This is a genomic window from Mesorhizobium sp. B2-4-2, from assembly GCF_006442845.1.
In the GTDB taxonomy this organism is placed as follows: Bacteria; Pseudomonadota; Alphaproteobacteria; order Rhizobiales; family Rhizobiaceae; genus Mesorhizobium.
On sequence record NZ_VFVM01000019.1, the window covers coordinates 55,016 to 69,587 of the forward strand.

Genomic DNA, 14,572 nt, shown 5'->3' on the forward strand with positions numbered 1-14,572 from the left:
AGCGGGGAGACAGACAGTTGGGCAGGCGACGGCAGGGCGATAGCGAAAACGGCGGGGCCGAGGCGCCCGAACAGGTCGTCAACGAGAGCCGTACGGACCGCCTCCGGATCCGCGCCGCCTGGATGTATTTCGTCGAGCAGATGACGCAGAACGAGATAGCCGACGTGCTCGGCGTCGGCCGCGTCACCATCGTGCGCATGCTGGCGGAGGCGAGATCCCGCAACGAGGTGAAAATCACCATCGAAAGCGAGTTGTCAGAGATCGTGCGGCTGGAGCGCGCGCTGGAGCGCACGTTCGGCCTGAAGCAGGCGCTGGTGGCGCCGCTGACTGCGCCCAATGCCGATCCGATTCCCGCGATCAGCGCGAAGACCGGGATTTTCCTGTCCGACACGATGAAATCCGGCATGCGCGTCGGCGTCGGCTGGGGTCAGACGCTTTTCTCGAGCCTGCCCTTCATCAGCACCAAATCGCTCACCGACTTCAAGGTCATTTCGCTGCTGGGCGGTGTGGGCGTCGTGCGCCGCTACAACCCGGCCGAGTTCGCCTGGCGCTTCGCCCAAATCTTCCAGGGCGACGGCTATCTGATCCCGACGCCGGCCGTCGTCGACAGCGTCGAGACAAAGATCGCGCTGGTCGAGCGTTGCGGCCTGCAGGAAGTTTTTGAGATGGCCAACGTGCTCGATGCCGTTCTGCTGAGCGTCGGCGGCATCGCTTCGGCCACCACCTTCTCTCGCGGCGGCTTTCTTAAGGAGGCGGACCGCGAGGCCTTGGTTGCGCGTGGCGCCGTTGGCGACCTTCTGTTCCATTTCTTCGACCGCAATGGCGATTTGGTCGACCATCCCGTCAACAGCCATGTGATGTCAGTGGAGGTCGATCGGCTGCGCAAGGCGCCGATCCGCATTCTCACGTCCGGCGGCGAAGAGAAGACAGCGGCGCTGCTCGGCGCCATGAACTTGATCGCCCCGACGATCCTGATCACCGACGAGGAGAGCGCAAGGCGCATGCTCGAGGCGGTCAACGGAAGCTGAAGGACTCCGTGACGTAGTCCGGCCAGGCCTGCTCCTCGTCGAAAACAGCGACAAGATCCGAAGTGTCCGCCAATATCCCGCTCAGGACCAGCGCCGTGGCGATGCCGGAGCCGTTTCCGCCCGCTATGTCATGCTCGACACTGTCGCCGACGCAGACCACGCTGGCACGGTCGGGCTCGCCGGCCAGCGCCAGTGCGGCATCGAAGATCGCCGGGCCGGGCTTGCCGATGCGGGTGACGCTGCCGCCCAGGCTCTCGTAGAGATCGGCGATCTCGCCGGCGCCGAAGCGAGGCCCGACCGCCGTCAGCATGATCTTGTCGGGATTGGTGCAGAAGCATGGCACCTTTCGCGCCGCCGCCGGCGCCAGCAGGCGGCGATAATGGTCCAGGTCGTAGCGGTCGCCTTCGCTGGCCGCGATCAGTACCAGGTTGGCGGTATCGCCGGCTCCGGTCAACACAAAAGGCAGGCCCTCGATCGCTGTGCGGTCATTATCGCGGCTGATCAACAGGCAGTTCGTGCCGGGCCGCAACGCTCCGGTCGCCGCCATTTCGTGGAAGGATCGCCACGCCACCTCGCCGGAGGAAACGAAATGATCCCAGCTTCCGGCCTCGAAGCCGAGCCTCAGCAAACGGTCTTCGTTGGGCTTGGCGCGCCTGCCGGAGTTGGAGACCAGCACCACGGTCTTTCCGGCGCGCTTCAGTGCCGCCAAGGCCGCCACCGCGCCGGGATAGGGGGCCGAGCCGTCATGCAGCACGCCGAACTGGTCGACCAGGAAGACCTGGTAGCGCTCCGCCAGCGCTCCGATGCCGTCGAGGCGTTCAGCCAGTTTCCCGCTCATAGCAGCCCCGCCTCGTTCGCACCCTTCAACGCCAGCCGCGCCGTTCCGGCAGCGGCCTCGTCCGACAAAGCCGGCAAGAACGCAACGCCGAGCTTACGCTGCCGGATCGCGCTCCACGCCGGATTTGCCGCGCCGCCGCCGACGCTGCGCACCGAAGTCAGCGCCGGCGCGCCGAGCTCGCCAAGCCGGCGATAGCCGAGCGCTTCGATCGCGGCCATGCCTTCGAACATCGCCTTGAGATAGTCGGCATCATCCACCGGGCGCGGGACGAGGCGCGGGGGGAGCGCCGGATCGGCGATCGGGAAGCGTTCGCCCGATGTGGCGAGCGGATAATAGTCGAGGCCGGTCTCGGTCGCCGGGTCGATCATGGCACTGAGCTCGATGATGCGCGTGAGGGGAAAATGCTGCGCCAGCACCTTGCCGCCGGAATTCGAGGCCCCGCCGGCCAGCCAGGCATTGCCCAGCCGGTGGCTGTAGATGCCGTATCGCGGCGCCGAGATCGGCCGGTCGGACAGGATCTTGATGGTAAGCGAGGAGCCAAGCGCCGTGACTCCGTCGCCGACCCCCGCCGCACCCGTCGCCAGGAAAGAGGCGCAGCCATCGGTCGTGCCGGCAACGACGATCACGTCGCGGCCCAAGCCGAACAGATCCGCCATCGCCGCGGTGAGCGTGCCGGTGACGTCGCCCGGCTCGACGACGTCAGGCAGCAAATCCATGCGCATTCCGGTCGCCGCGATCCAGTCCGGCCAACGGCGGGCCTCGACATCGTAGCCGGTTTTCAAGGCGTTGTTCTCGTCGCTGACGTCGAAGCGGCCCGAGAACTGTCCGGCGATCCAGTCCGCCTGATGCAGCACCGCCGCCACGCCCGGCAGATGCTGGAAGTGAAGCGCCTTGGCGAGGCCTGAGGTCGCGCCGTGCGCGGCGCTGCCCGCCGGCGCCTCGCGCGCGATCGCGGCCAGTATATCGTCGCCGGCGACCTTGTCGTTGTACATCAGCGGTTCGGCGAGCGGCCGTCCGGCACCGTCGACCGGCAGCAACGTGCCCGAGGTGCCATCCACGGCGATGGCGCGGACCGTGGTCCGGTCGATGCCCGCAATCAACTCCGCCAGCGCTGCCCGGACCGCTTGCCACCATGCCGCCGGGCTGCGCGGATCCTGGCCAAATGCGTCGAGGCGGACGGCGGCTTGGCCGGCAATTGAAAAGTCCGGGCGCATGGCTACGGCGCGGGCGCCCGAGGTGCCGATATCGACGCCGATGACGAGGCGATCCGAGAGAGGCGAGCCGGCGACGGGCGACATGTCAGCCACCGGAGGCGTTCAGTTTCTGGCGGTACTGCTCGGCGTCCCAGTTGACGAGTTCGTCGTTCTCCGCCTCGGTAAGGTAATTCAACGTCGCCGTGACATCGACCCGCGCCGTCACGTCGGCAAGGCAACGCTGCATGGCGTCGGCGCCGGCGCTGGCATTGGCGCGCATCAGGACGCCGAGCCCCGGGAACAGGATCGACAGGGGCTGGGCGCCGCGACGCCTGACGACAGCGGCGACGTCCTCGCCGGGCGCAGCCACCACCGAACCCTTGCCGAGGAAGATGACATGGTCGGGATAGAGGCTGCCGCCCGATGCCATGCGGCGGCTGTCGGGATCGATGGCGACCGCGTGCGCCTCGGTGTCGATGGGCAAGCGGTAGCCGGAGTTTGCGGCAAGCGCGGTCAGTGCCGCGATGTCAGGCGCGGCCGCTTCGCGCGGCGCCCTTGCCAGAAGCCCGGTGACGCGGCGCAACAGCGCCTCCGCTCCGGTGACGGTCTCGGCCGCGACGACGAGGCCGTGATTGCCCAGGATCAGGACATCGATGCCCGGCCGCAGCCTTTCGGAGATGCCCTGGGCCAGCGGCAGGCCCGGCCGGCGGTAGGGAACATAGGCCCATTGGATGCCTGCGAGCCGGCGCGCGGCCAGGACCTCGCAATCGGCCTGCACCGCAAGCGAAATGGTGTCGACGCAGTGGACATGCAGGACCACGCGCTGCGGCATCAAGGCATGCACCGTGGTCTCGATCGAGGGACGCAGCCCGCGCGGGTTGAGCGCGCCGATGGCGAAGGCCTGAGGCTGGTCGGCGGCGGGATCGCGTCGTTCAACCGCCTCGAGCAATGGCGCCATCGCCACCGGCACCATGATGTCATCGGCGAGCGCGTCTTTCAGCCAGGTCCCGGAAGCCTTGATCCACAGCGTGTCTCCGGCTTTCAGCGAGGTGTTGCCGCCGGCGGCCTGGGTCAGATGCGGATCCTGTCCGATGGCGGCCGAAAGCGCCCGCAGCGCCGCCAATTCCTGCGCATCCGCCTGGGTCGCCATCACGCATCTCCTCCAACAATCCGCCAACCGTCGAATGCGGTGGTCGGGCATTCGACGGGTTGATATCGCAGATAAGAGTGAGTTCCGTCAACCGTGATCGAATACCGTCAGTTGCGGCTTGCAATCGAGCTAATGTTGAGTAAGTTACACCAACTGCCGTCGCAGAACGGCGTTTTGGAGGAAACAGTTGAGCGACTCCGGCCGCCAGCGTCAGATCGTCGAACTCTTGCGTGATCGCCCCTTCGCCTCGGTGCGGGAGCTGCAGGAGCGGCTCGGCGTTTCGGCCGCGACGGTGCGGCGCGACATCGACCGGATCGACGAGGCGGGCGAGGCGCGCAAGGTCTATGGCGGTGTTTCGGCGCTGGACGGCACGTCGCACGCCGGCGTCGCCTATGCCCGGCCCTATGACGAGAATCGCGACCTCGCGGTCGAGGCCAAGCGGCAGATCGCCAACCTAGCCGCGACCATGGTGCGCGACGGCGACGCGGTCATCGTGCATGGCGGCTCGACCTGTTTCCATCTCGGGGTCAAGCTCGCCGAGCGCAGCATCCGGCTCTACACCAACTCGATGCCGCTGGCGGCGTATCTGAGCGATCATGGCCATTGCAGCCTGACCGTTGCCGGCGGCGACCTGCACCGCGAGCCGGGCATCATTCACTCGCTCACCCATCCGGCACCTTTCTACGCTTCGAAGTTCTTTCTCGGCGCGCAAGGCATCGGCCAGGAAGGCTTGCTGGAATCGCACCCGCTGCTGGTGCGCTCGATCGTCGAGCTTAGCCAGTGCGCCGACCAGATCGTCGTGCTGGCCGACAGCCGCAAGCTTTCGATCCAGGCCCGTAACGTCGCGCTGCCCCTGTCGCGCATCGGCACGCTGGTCACCGACGACGGTCTTTCCGATGCCGACGCGCGCATGCTGGAGGATGCCGGCGTCATGGTGCGGATTGCTTCGACCACGGGAGCCATCGCATGAAGGTCGCGGTGCTCGACTTCGGCAAGACCAATTCGAAGCTGTTCGTCTTCGGCCAGGACGGACGCATTCTCGACGAGCGCCGGACCCAGCCGAAATGGACGCGCCAAGGCGGCTTCAGCGTGCTCGATGAGGCCGACCTCCACGATTGGGCGCTCGGCGCCGTCACCGCTGTGATCGAAAACCATGGCGTGGAAGGGGTGATGGTGTCGGGCCATGGCTGCACCTTCGCCCTCGTGGACGACGCGGCGCTGACGCATCCGATCCTCGACTATGAGCAGGAGCCGCCGGCCGAAATCGCCGCGCGGATCGATCGCCGCATTCCGGACTACGCCGAGACGTTCTCGCCGCGGCTGCCGCTCGGTTTCAACTACGGCCGCCACATGCTGTGGCTGCAGGAGGCCGCACCCGACGCTTTCGCGACGGCGAAATGGATTCTCGGCTATCCGCAATATTGGAGCTGGCGCCTTGGCGGCAGGCCGGTTTGCGAAGTGTCCTATCTCGGCTGCCATTCGCATCTGTGGGCGCCGCGTCGTCACGATTTTTCCTCACTGGTCGACGCCGAGGGGTGGCGCCACCAGATGCCGGCCTTCGCGCGTGCGGGAACTGTCATCGGCGAGCAGGACTTCGGCAGCGCGGCACGGCCGCTCGCCATCCACAACGGCGTCCACGACTCGAATGCCGCGCTCCATGCCTATCGGCGGCAGGGGCTGGGCTCGGTGACAGTGGTTTCGACCGGCACCTGGGTCATCGTGCTCAATCCCGACTGTCCGCTCGAGGCGCTCGACCGCGATCGCGACATGCTGGTCAATGTCGATGTGGACGGCGGCCCGGTGCCGACCATCCGCTTCATGGGCGGGCGCGAATTCGCCGCCATCAGCGACGGCTGGCAAGGCCCGGTCGAAGGCGCGGCGGTGCAGCGGGCGATCGATGCCGGCATGATGGCGCTGCCGAGCTTCGCGCCGGGTGGGCCGATGCCCGGCCGTTCGGGCCGGCTGGTCGGACGCACGCCTGATGCCGGCGAGCGTGCGGCCGTGGCACTGCTCTATGTCGCGCTGATGCTCGACCTCTGCCTCGACCTCATCCATTCCAGCAACACCGTGATCGTCGACGGCGGGCTCAACACTGGCGGCCTGCTCGCCAGCCTGCTGGCGCAGCTGCGGCCGGAGCAGGCCTTCATGCAGGGCGCTTCGCTGCAAGGCAGCGCCACGGGCGCTGCGGCCCTGGCTTTCGAGAGCGTCGGGCGTGAATTCGCCGCCGAGCCGCCGGAGCCGGTGAAAGCAGCGCGCTTCACCAGCCTCGCCGGCTACCGCGACGGCTGGCGCGATCTGGTCGCCGGGACCGCCGGCAAGGTCGCAGCCCGATGAGCGCGCAGGCCAAAACGGAGACAGCCGGCATGGGGGCGGAACGCCACCCGGTGCTGGAAATGCGCCATATTTCGAAGACGTTCGGCGCGATCCGCGCCCTGCAGGATGTTTCGCTTACCGTCCAGGCCGGCGAGCTGCACGCGCTGATGGGCGAGAACGGCGCCGGCAAGTCGACGCTGATGAAGGTGCTTTCGGGCGCCTATCGTCCCGATCCCGGGGGCGAGATCCTGATCGATGGCATGCCCGCCGCGACCGGCGATCCGATCAAGGCGCGCGCCAGCGGCGTCGCGGTGATCTACCAGGAACTGTCGCTGGCGCCCAATCTGACCGTGGCGCAGAACATTTTCCTCGGCAACGAACCGCGCCGTTTCGGCATCGTCGACCGCGACCAGTGCAACCGGCGCGCGACCGAGATCATCGGCCGGCTCGGCGTTTCCTTTTCGGCGCGTGCCCTGGTTTCCGGCCTGTCACTCGGCGAGCGCCAGCTGGTCGAGATCGCCCGGGCGCTGTCGACCAATGCGCGCATCATCGTCATGGACGAGCCGACCACGTCGCTGACCTCGCGCGAGACCGAGCGGCTGTTCGAGGTGATCGCGACGCTGAAGGCGCAAGGCATCGCCATCATCTACATCAGCCATCGCATGGAAGAGGTCTACCAGCTCGCCGACCGCGTCAGCGTGCTGCGCGACAGCGGCTATGTCGGCACGCTGGAGCGCGCCGACCTCAGCGCCTCGCGGCTCGTTTCGATGATGGTCGGCCGCGATCTCTCGGCGTTCTACAAGAAGGATCACCGCCCGCCGGGCGAAAAGCGCGCCGTGGCGCTGTCGGTGCGCGGCATGTCCGACGGCAGGCTGCTGAAGGACTGCTCCTTCGACCTCTATCACGGCGAGGTGCTGGCGCTGGCGGGCCTCGTCGGCTCGGGCCGCACCGAACTTGCCAGGCTCATCTTCGGCGCCGACCGGCGCAGCGCCGGCACGCTGGAGCTCGACGGCAAGCCGATCGCCATCGGCTCGCCGCGCGAGGCGCTCGATGCCGGCATCGCCTATCTCACCGAGGACCGCAAGGAACTCGGCCTGTTCCTCGACATGTCTATTTCCGACAACATCAACATGGGCGTGCTGGCCAGGGATGCGCGCGCCGGCGGCTTGCGGGACTTCGCCGCCGCCGACAGGCGCGCTGCGAAAGCCGTCGCCGATCTCTCGATCCGCACCCGCTCGGCGCAGGCCAATGCCGGTTCGCTGTCGGGCGGCAACCAGCAGAAGGTGCTGCTGGCCCGCCTGCTCGAGACCGAACCCAAGGTGGTCATCCTCGATGAGCCGACGCGCGGCGTCGATGTCGGCGCCAAATCGGAGATCTACCGGCTGATCGACAATCTCGCCAACAAGGGCATCGCCATACTGATGATCTCCAGCGAATTGCCAGAGGTGATCGGCGTCGCCGATCGGGTGTTGGTGATGCGCGATGGCGCCATAGCGGGCGAGGTGACGGCGTCCCGGGGCGAGGCGCTTCGCCAGGAAGCGATCATGGAACTTGCGACGGGAGCGGCCCAGGAAGGACCGAAGGAATGACCGACAGAACGACCGCGACGACGAGTGTGGATCAGGCGGCGGTCAGGAGCCGGCGGCTGCGCACGGCTCTCGCCGCGCTCGGCATGCTGCCGGTGCTGGTGTTGCTGGCGGCCGGCTTCCAGTTCATCAATCCGCGTTTTCTCACCGGCACCAACCTGTTGATCGTCACGCAGCAATCGTCGATCAACATCGTGCTCGCCGCCGGCATGACCTTTGTCATCCTCACCGGCGGCATCGACCTGTCGGTCGGCTCGATCCTTGCCGCTTCCGCAATGGTGGCGGTGCTGGTGTCGCTGGTGCCGGACTGGGGCCTGCTCGGCGTGCCGGCGGCCATTCTGGTCGGTCTCGGCTTCGGGGTCATCAACGGGCTGCTCATCGCCTATATCAGGCTGCCGCCCTTCATCGTCACGCTGGGCTCGCTGACCGCCGTGCGCGGCGTCGCCCGCCTGCTCGGTGAAGACACGACCGTGTTCAACTCCGACCTGCCGTTCGACTTCATCGGCAATGGATCGCTGTTCGGCGTTCCCTGGCTGGTCATCATCGCGCTGACGGTGGTGGTGGTGTCGTGGCTGGTGCTGAAACGCACCGTGCTCGGCACCTGGATCTATGCCGTGGGCGGCAATGCCGAGGCGGCGCGGCTGACCGGCATCAAGGTGCCGCTGGTGCTGCTCTTCGTCTATGGCGTGTCCGGCCTGCTGGCAGGTCTCGGCGGCGCCATGTCGGCGGCCAGGCTCTATGCCGCCAACGGCCTGCAGCTCGGCCAGTCCTACGAACTCGACGCCATCGCCGCGGTCATCCTGGGCGGCACAAGCTTCGTCGGCGGCGTCGGCTCGATCTGGGGCACGCTGATCGGCGGGCTGATCATCGCCGTGCTGTCCAACGGGCTCATCCTGGCCGGCGTCTCGGACATCTGGCAGTACATCATCAAGGGATTGGTCATCATCGTGGCGGTCGCCCTCGACCGCTACAGGCTCCAGGCAGGGGCAAGAACGTGAGTGACCTTGTCGCCGGCATCAAAGACCGGCTTGTGTAACGCACCGTGAGAGGCGCGGGGCATCAGGAGGAAGTAAGCGTAATGAAGACCATCGCCAAACTGCTCTGCGGCGCCGCGTTCGCGGCCGTCGCCATTGCGCCGGCATCGGCCAAGGACCTGAACAAGGTCGGCATCTCGGTCGGCCTGCTCGGCAACCCCTTCTTCGTCGCCACCATCAAGGGCATCGAGGACGCGGCCAAGAAGATCAATCCGAACGTCGAGGTGACGTCGGTGTCGGCCGACTATGACTTGAACAAGCAGGTCTCGCAGGTCGATTCCTTCATCGCCGCCGGCGTCGACGTCATCATGCTCAACGCCGTCGATGCCAAGGCGATCGCGCCCGCGGTGAAGAAGGCGCAGGCGGCGGGCATCGTGGTCGCGGCCTTCGACGTCTCCGCGCCAGGCGCCGACGTCACCGTGATGACCAACAATGTCAAGGCCGGCGAGGAGGCCTGCCAATATCTGGTCGACCAAACTGGCGGCAAGGGCAACTACGTCATCCTCAACGGTCCGGCGTCCTCGTCGATCCTGGAGCGCGTGAAGGGCTGCAAGAACGTGCTTGCCCAGCATCCCGACATCAAGATCCTGTCCGACGACCAGAACGCCGAAGGCTCGCGCGACGGCGGCCTGAAGGTGTTCCAGTCGCTGCTGACCCGTTTCGACAAGATCGACGCGGTGTTCGCCATCAACGATCCGACGGCGATCGGCGCCGAGCTCGCCGCCAAGCAGCTCAACCGCTCGGAGTTCATCTTCACCGCCGTCGACGGCGCGCCGGACATCGAGAAGGAACTGGCATCCGGCAAGTCCATGATCAAGGCTTCTGCCTCGCAGGATCCCTACGTGATGGCCGGCCAGTCGCTGACGATGGCCGCCGACGTGCTTGCCGGCAAGAAGCCGGCGGAGCCGGTGGTGCTGCTCGATCCGAAGCTGATCACCGCCGAGAATCTGAAGGACTACAAGGGCTGGACCGCGGCCCGCTGATCAGTCCAAGGCGGACGCGGCCGGGCTGACCTGCCGCGTCCTCCTCATTTCGTCGCAAAACCGGAGACGATCATGTCGCGCATCGGAATCCACTCTTTCGTCTGGTCGGCGAGCTCGACGCAGGCCGAGCGCGAACGCACGCTGGCCAACACCAAGGAGGCCGGCTTCGACCTGATCGAATTCTCCTATCTCGACCCCGCCAATGTCGATATTGGCGGGCTCGCCAAGCGCATCGCCGATCTCGACCTCGGCGTGGCGATCAGCATCGGCCTGCCGGTCGACGGCGACATTTCGAGCGCCGACAAGGCGGTCGCCGCGCGCGGCGTCGGGATCCTCAACGACACCGTCGCCCTGACGCGCGACCTCGGCGGCCAGAAGGTCGCCGGTATCCTCTCGACCAGCCACGGATTGCAGACCGAGGCGCCGACGCGAGACCAGTGGAACCGCAGCGCCGGGACGCTGGCCAAGGTCGCCGAAACCGCGAAGGCGGCAGGCGTCACGCTCAACCTCGAGATCGTCAACCGCTTCGAGAGCAATCTGCTCAACACTGCGGCGCAAGGCTTGGCCTTCATCGAGGACACCGGCTCCGACAACATCTTTCTCCACCTCGACACCTTCCACATGAACATCGAGGAGGCCGATGTCGGGCTGGCCATCCGCCATGCCGCCGGCAAGATCGGCTATGTCCATATCGGCGAGAGCCATCGCGGCTTCCTCGGCACCGGCAATATCGACTTCGCCGCGATATTCGATGCGCTGACGGCGATCGGCTATGCCGACGATCTCAGCTTCGAATCCTTCTCCTCGGAGATCGTCGACGAGAACCTGTCGAAGAAGACCGCCATCTGGCGTAATCTGTGGACGGACAACATGGCGCTGGCCAAGCACGCGCGCGCCTTCATCGGGCTGGGAATGGAAACGGCAAGGCGCAAGGCGGAACTCGTCGCGGCGCGCCACAAGCCCTGAGGATTTCAGACTGAGGAGCAGCAGGAATTGCCAAATCGCCCACCCCAGGCGCGGACGCGCCTGGTTCCTGGTGCAAGGCCGCGAACTCAGCTTCATTGACTGTGAAGGCAGTTAATGCTACAAATTGCCTATGGTGCTGAGTCGCGCCAGGGACCCGCCGAGCAGGCGGGTTTTTTCGTTCAGAGCTCCGTCAAACAGTGCGAAGGCGCCGGTGAACCCGGATTGGTTGCCCTGGTCCCCCTGGCGGCATTGCCCACGCCACGCGTAACGGCTATCCGACGGTGCGACAGCGAAGCAAAACGGAGCCCCGGCATGACGAACAAGACGATCCTGAAATTCGGCACCGTCGAACACGCGGAAGCCGGCGACCTGCCTGGCTGGATCGCGGTCGAGGGCCGGCCGACCATGCAAACCGCAGTCCAGCACACGACCGCGGACGGCAAGGTGATCTCCGGAACCTGGCGCGCGTCGCCCGGTACGTATCACGCCACCTACACCGACTATGAGTTCGTGCACATGATCGCGGGCCGCATCATCATCACGCCCGACGGCGGCACGCCGGTCGAAGTCGGCCCCGGCGACGCCTTCGTGGTGGAAGCCGATTTCAAGGGAACCTGGAAGATCATCGAGCCGGTGACGAAGCATTTCGTGGTCAGGGTGGGCTGAGGCAGGCTGTCAGACAGACAAGCCAGCCGCTCGCTGGCCTTTGATACCTTTCGTCAATCCCGGCCATCCTCGCATGTCCACGCAACTGGCGGGGCCGTGACTGGCGCCCGGTTGGAGCGAACGGGACCAGAATGCCGGCAGGGCGAACGGTGTCCGCCTTGCTCATCGTGCCATCGCGTGAGACCCCACGGCGAGCAACCCCGCTGTTGGAGCACGCGGAACAACAGGATCCGTGGTCATTTCATTGTTTAGTGAGGAAGGCCTTGCAAGCCGGCGTGACTTCGCTGAGGTGCTGTTTAAGGCAGCCTTGCGCCTTCACTTCGTTGTCCATGTGGCACACCCGCTTGGCGTCCGCTCTACAGGGAGTCTTGTAGGCATCTTTCGCTAAAGCGGCGTCGGTGAGAAAAAGCGATATACAAGCCCAAAGCGCCAGTTGAAGTGACTTTCGATTCCGCATGGTTGTGTTCCCATCGTGAGTGCAGAAGCGCGGTCTTTATATGCGTTAATGCTAAAGAATGGGAATCCACCATAAGGAGGAGGGTGCGAGCACCCGCGCAAAATCGGATGAGCAATGTAGCGCAAAACACGGCTTACATAAGCGCAGTGCTGACCAACTGTCTCGCGCACGGCTCAATCAAAAGCGCTAATATAATCGCCCGGTTTGTCGAGCTTGTTTCCAATTTTGTGTTGGAGTAACCCAATATCGCTTGGGAACACGAAATGGAGAGGGTCGTCAGGCCGGGTGCGGGATAAATTTTTTCCTGCCATTTTTCTGAAATACGGAATTGTTCCTTGGCATCGGAGGGAAATACTCTCCGTCTTGAATAAATAACGAATCCGTGATTGCGGGCGTTTTATTCCTGATTGTCGATGACGCGAAGAATATTCGATCCGTAATCGAGCAGTTTTCGTATACTTATAAATGAGGGGCGAGATGTCTACCGTGTTTAGACGCGCGTACATCAAACCAGGTTGGTGTTTTCTTCTCGTGGTCACGTCGGTTGCGTTCCTCATTTGCCTGGGGGGTGGGGAACTCACTGCGGGTGAGTTCAAGAAAACCAGCTGTTGGTTCGAAATTCCGCGGGATCGGGCAATGACGTGTGGGACCGTGAATGTTCCAGAAAATCGAAAGAAGACGGGCGGTACCGAGGTCGTCCTGTCCGTGGTCGTATTCGAACCGGACCGCGAACGGCACGAACCGGTAGTGTTTCTCACAGGAGGCCCGGGGCAGCCTACCGACATCGCCAATAGCGACGACATCGATGGATGGTGGGAGTTCATCGGCGCCCAGAGCTGGATGATTGGACGCCGAGTAATCGTTGCTGATCAGCGGGGCATCGGAAAGTCCGCTCCCGCCTTGGACTGTTCTCAATATTTCAAGCCCGATCATTGGAACGCCATTCTCTCGAGCGTTGAGGTCGAAACCACCTTTAGCAAGCTCAAGAAAGATGAAGTTCTTGCATGCAGGACGGCGTTGATCGCAAAGGGCATTGATCTTGATGCCTACAACACTGAGGAGAATGCGGAGGATATTGATGACCTTCGGAAGGCTCTCGGGATAGAAAAGTGGGTTCTCTATGGCGTCTCGTATGGCACCAGGCTTGCACTGGAAGTGATGAACCAGCACCCCGAAGGGGTCTCAGCGAGTATACTGGATTCAGTTGTTCCGCTGGACATCAATTACCTGAACGAAGATGGGCCGAATCTCGACCGATCGTTAAAATTGCTAGAGCGAGACTGTGAGGCAGCGAACAGATGCATGAATGGGATATCCAATGCTGTTCAGCTTATTGCAAGACAGCTGGATCGGCAGCCTTTGCTCTTGCGCAGCACAGATAAAGAGGCGCGCTACACATATGTCTCCGGGGCAGATTTCCTCGAGCTTATATTCGGCATTTTATACGATCGCGATGCGCTCCTGACCCTGCCGGAGCTGATCGAGAGGACATACAAACAGGATTTCAGACCCCTGGCGGAGATACTTTTCGATGCTGACGACCTGGAGATCTCCCAAGGTATGGACTTCTCTGTAAGTTGTTCCGACAGCGCTCTCCCCGATCTGAATGGCAAGCAGGACAAATACTGGTCGAAATGGGTTGAGCTGAACGACTACTCCTGGGCATGCCCTCTTTGGATGCTTGAGAACGGGCCAGCATCGCAGGTGCAGCCGCGCCGCACTGACATACCCACTCTTCTGTTGTCGGGAGAATATGATCCAGCAACGCCGACAGCATGGGCGGACCACGCGGCGAAGACCCTTCCTTTCGGCCAGGTGGTGGTCTTTCGGGGGATCGGACACGATGTCATAGATTCCGATCCGTGCGGGTCGAAAGTAGTTGCTGATTTCCTTGCAAACCCCAAGCTCAAGTTGAAGACTGAATGTATCGGTGAGATGGGGGCCCCGCAATTTCCAAGCCCGCCAAAGGAACTGTGGTCGGGAGCGGAGGCACTACACTCTATATCAGCAAATCGCTCAAGGCAGGATAGGTTGAGATTTCGATTTGGGCACTGAAATTCCTCTTAGCCAAAATTGTAAAATCCGATATTTTGCTGACGACGAAGTTAAGCTAAAGCGGAACTCGCAAATCAATTAAACACTACGGTAGTATCGCTTAAGGACCCCTCTCGTCTTGCGGGTGGAAGTCGCGTGCGTGTCGCATTTCGATTATCAAATTCCGAAGTTTCACAGAAATTGTAGGAGGATCGAACAGTGTTTACGTCTCGTCGTGTATTGCTTTCGGCCTTGGGTGCAAGCATCGTATACGCCGCCTTTGGTGGCATCGCGCGTGCGAAGGGCGGTGGCGGGGGAGGAGGA

At 64.0% G+C, this 14,572-nt stretch carries 12 protein-coding genes; 9 read left to right on the plus strand and 3 right to left on the minus strand.

Annotated elements, in window-relative coordinates:
• Positions 1 to 17 precede the first annotated feature (17 nt).
• Complete coding sequence (locus FJ942_RS27430) at positions 18 to 1,028, plus strand: sugar-binding transcriptional regulator (RefSeq protein WP_140501598.1); 1,011 nt, start codon at positions 18 to 20, stop codon at positions 1,026 to 1,028.
• On the opposite strand, the gene FJ942_RS27435 is transcribed toward FJ942_RS27430, so the two are convergent.
• The 3 genes from FJ942_RS27435 to FJ942_RS27445 are packed head-to-tail and all read right to left on the minus strand — an operon-like array spanning position 1,015 to position 4,209.
• Positions 1,015 to 1,866, minus strand: coding sequence for a TIGR01459 family HAD-type hydrolase (locus FJ942_RS27435; protein WP_140686507.1), 852 nt, complete (start codon positions 1,864 to 1,866; stop codon positions 1,015 to 1,017). The two genes, FJ942_RS27430 and FJ942_RS27435, sit on opposite strands and share 14 nt — an antisense overlap.
• The gene (locus tag FJ942_RS27440) at positions 1,863 to 3,164 is read right to left on the minus strand and encodes an FGGY-family carbohydrate kinase (protein ID WP_140517928.1); all 1,302 of its coding nucleotides are present in this window, start codon (positions 3,162 to 3,164) and stop codon (positions 1,863 to 1,865) included. Before FJ942_RS27440 ends, FJ942_RS27435 begins: the two co-directional genes overlap by 4 nt.
• Position 3,165: 1 nt before the next feature.
• A complete protein-coding gene (locus tag FJ942_RS27445) occupies positions 3,166 to 4,209 on the minus strand; it encodes a class II aldolase/adducin family protein (protein WP_140517929.1) in 1,044 nt (347 codons plus the stop codon).
• Positions 4,210 to 4,396: 187 nt separating this feature from the next.
• On the opposite strand from FJ942_RS27445, the gene FJ942_RS27450 reads away from it, so the two are divergent.
• The 8 genes from FJ942_RS27450 to FJ942_RS27485 all read left to right on the plus strand — a co-directional run bounded on the left by FJ942_RS27450 (position 4,397) and on the right by FJ942_RS27485 (position 14,269).
• Positions 4,397 to 5,179 (plus strand): DeoR/GlpR family DNA-binding transcription regulator, encoded by a 783-nt coding sequence (locus tag FJ942_RS27450; RefSeq protein WP_140899550.1) that lies wholly within the window; start codon positions 4,397 to 4,399, stop codon positions 5,177 to 5,179.
• Positions 5,176 to 6,543 carry an FGGY-family carbohydrate kinase gene (locus FJ942_RS27455; RefSeq protein ID WP_140899552.1) on the plus strand — a complete coding sequence of 456 codons (1,368 nt, stop codon included), beginning with the start codon at positions 5,176 to 5,178 and terminating at the stop codon, positions 6,541 to 6,543. Before FJ942_RS27450 ends, FJ942_RS27455 begins: the two co-directional genes overlap by 4 nt.
• Positions 6,540 to 8,111, plus strand: a complete 1,572-nt coding sequence (locus FJ942_RS27460) for a sugar ABC transporter ATP-binding protein (RefSeq protein ID WP_140899555.1) — start codon at positions 6,540 to 6,542, stop codon at positions 8,109 to 8,111. Before FJ942_RS27455 ends, FJ942_RS27460 begins: the two co-directional genes overlap by 4 nt.
• Entirely contained in the window at positions 8,108 to 9,106 is a 999-nt protein-coding gene (locus tag FJ942_RS27465; RefSeq protein ID WP_140517933.1) for a ribose ABC transporter permease, read from the plus strand. Before FJ942_RS27460 ends, FJ942_RS27465 begins: the two co-directional genes overlap by 4 nt.
• 80 nt (positions 9,107 to 9,186) lie before the next feature.
• Positions 9,187 to 10,125: an ABC transporter substrate-binding protein gene (locus FJ942_RS27470; protein ID WP_140517934.1), complete on the plus strand. Its 939-nt coding sequence runs from the start codon at positions 9,187 to 9,189 to the stop codon at positions 10,123 to 10,125.
• Between the two features lie 72 nt (positions 10,126 to 10,197).
• Positions 10,198 to 11,091, plus strand: coding sequence for a sugar phosphate isomerase/epimerase (locus FJ942_RS27475; protein ID WP_140899557.1), 894 nt, complete (start codon positions 10,198 to 10,200; stop codon positions 11,089 to 11,091).
• A 312-nt stretch (positions 11,092 to 11,403) separates the two neighbouring features.
• A complete protein-coding gene (locus FJ942_RS27480; protein ID WP_140501578.1) occupies positions 11,404 to 11,757 on the plus strand; it encodes a cupin domain-containing protein in 354 nt (117 codons plus the stop codon).
• Between the two features lie 934 nt (positions 11,758 to 12,691).
• Entirely contained in the window at positions 12,692 to 14,269 is a 1,578-nt protein-coding gene (locus FJ942_RS27485) for an alpha/beta hydrolase (protein WP_181168466.1), read from the plus strand.
• The last annotated feature ends 303 nt before the right edge of the window (positions 14,270 to 14,572 follow it).

Bases quoted from the DNA above. Each gene is read 5' to 3' on its own strand.
- FJ942_RS27470 (WP_140517934.1), top strand. From the start codon at position 9,187: ATGAAGACCATCGCCAAACTGCTCTGCGGCGCCGCGTTCGCGGCCGTC.
- FJ942_RS27485 (WP_181168466.1), top strand. From the start codon at position 12,692: ATGTCTACCGTGTTTAGACGCGCGTACATCAAACCAGGTTGGTGTTTT.
- FJ942_RS27475 (WP_140899557.1), top strand. From the start codon at position 10,198: ATGTCGCGCATCGGAATCCACTCTTTCGTCTGGTCGGCGAGCTCGACG.
- FJ942_RS27435 (WP_140686507.1), bottom strand. From the start codon at position 1,866: ATGAGCGGGAAACTGGCTGAACGCCTCGACGGCATCGGAGCGCTGGCG.
- FJ942_RS27445 (WP_140517929.1), bottom strand. From the start codon at position 4,209: ATGGCGACCCAGGCGGATGCGCAGGAATTGGCGGCGCTGCGGGCGCTT.
- FJ942_RS27440 (WP_140517928.1), bottom strand. From the start codon at position 3,164: ATGTCGCCCGTCGCCGGCTCGCCTCTCTCGGATCGCCTCGTCATCGGC.
- FJ942_RS27460 (WP_140899555.1), top strand. From the start codon at position 6,540: ATGAGCGCGCAGGCCAAAACGGAGACAGCCGGCATGGGGGCGGAACGC.
- FJ942_RS27465 (WP_140517933.1), top strand. From the start codon at position 8,108: ATGACCGACAGAACGACCGCGACGACGAGTGTGGATCAGGCGGCGGTC.
- FJ942_RS27480 (WP_140501578.1), top strand. From the start codon at position 11,404: ATGACGAACAAGACGATCCTGAAATTCGGCACCGTCGAACACGCGGAA.
- FJ942_RS27455 (WP_140899552.1), top strand. From the start codon at position 5,176: ATGAAGGTCGCGGTGCTCGACTTCGGCAAGACCAATTCGAAGCTGTTC.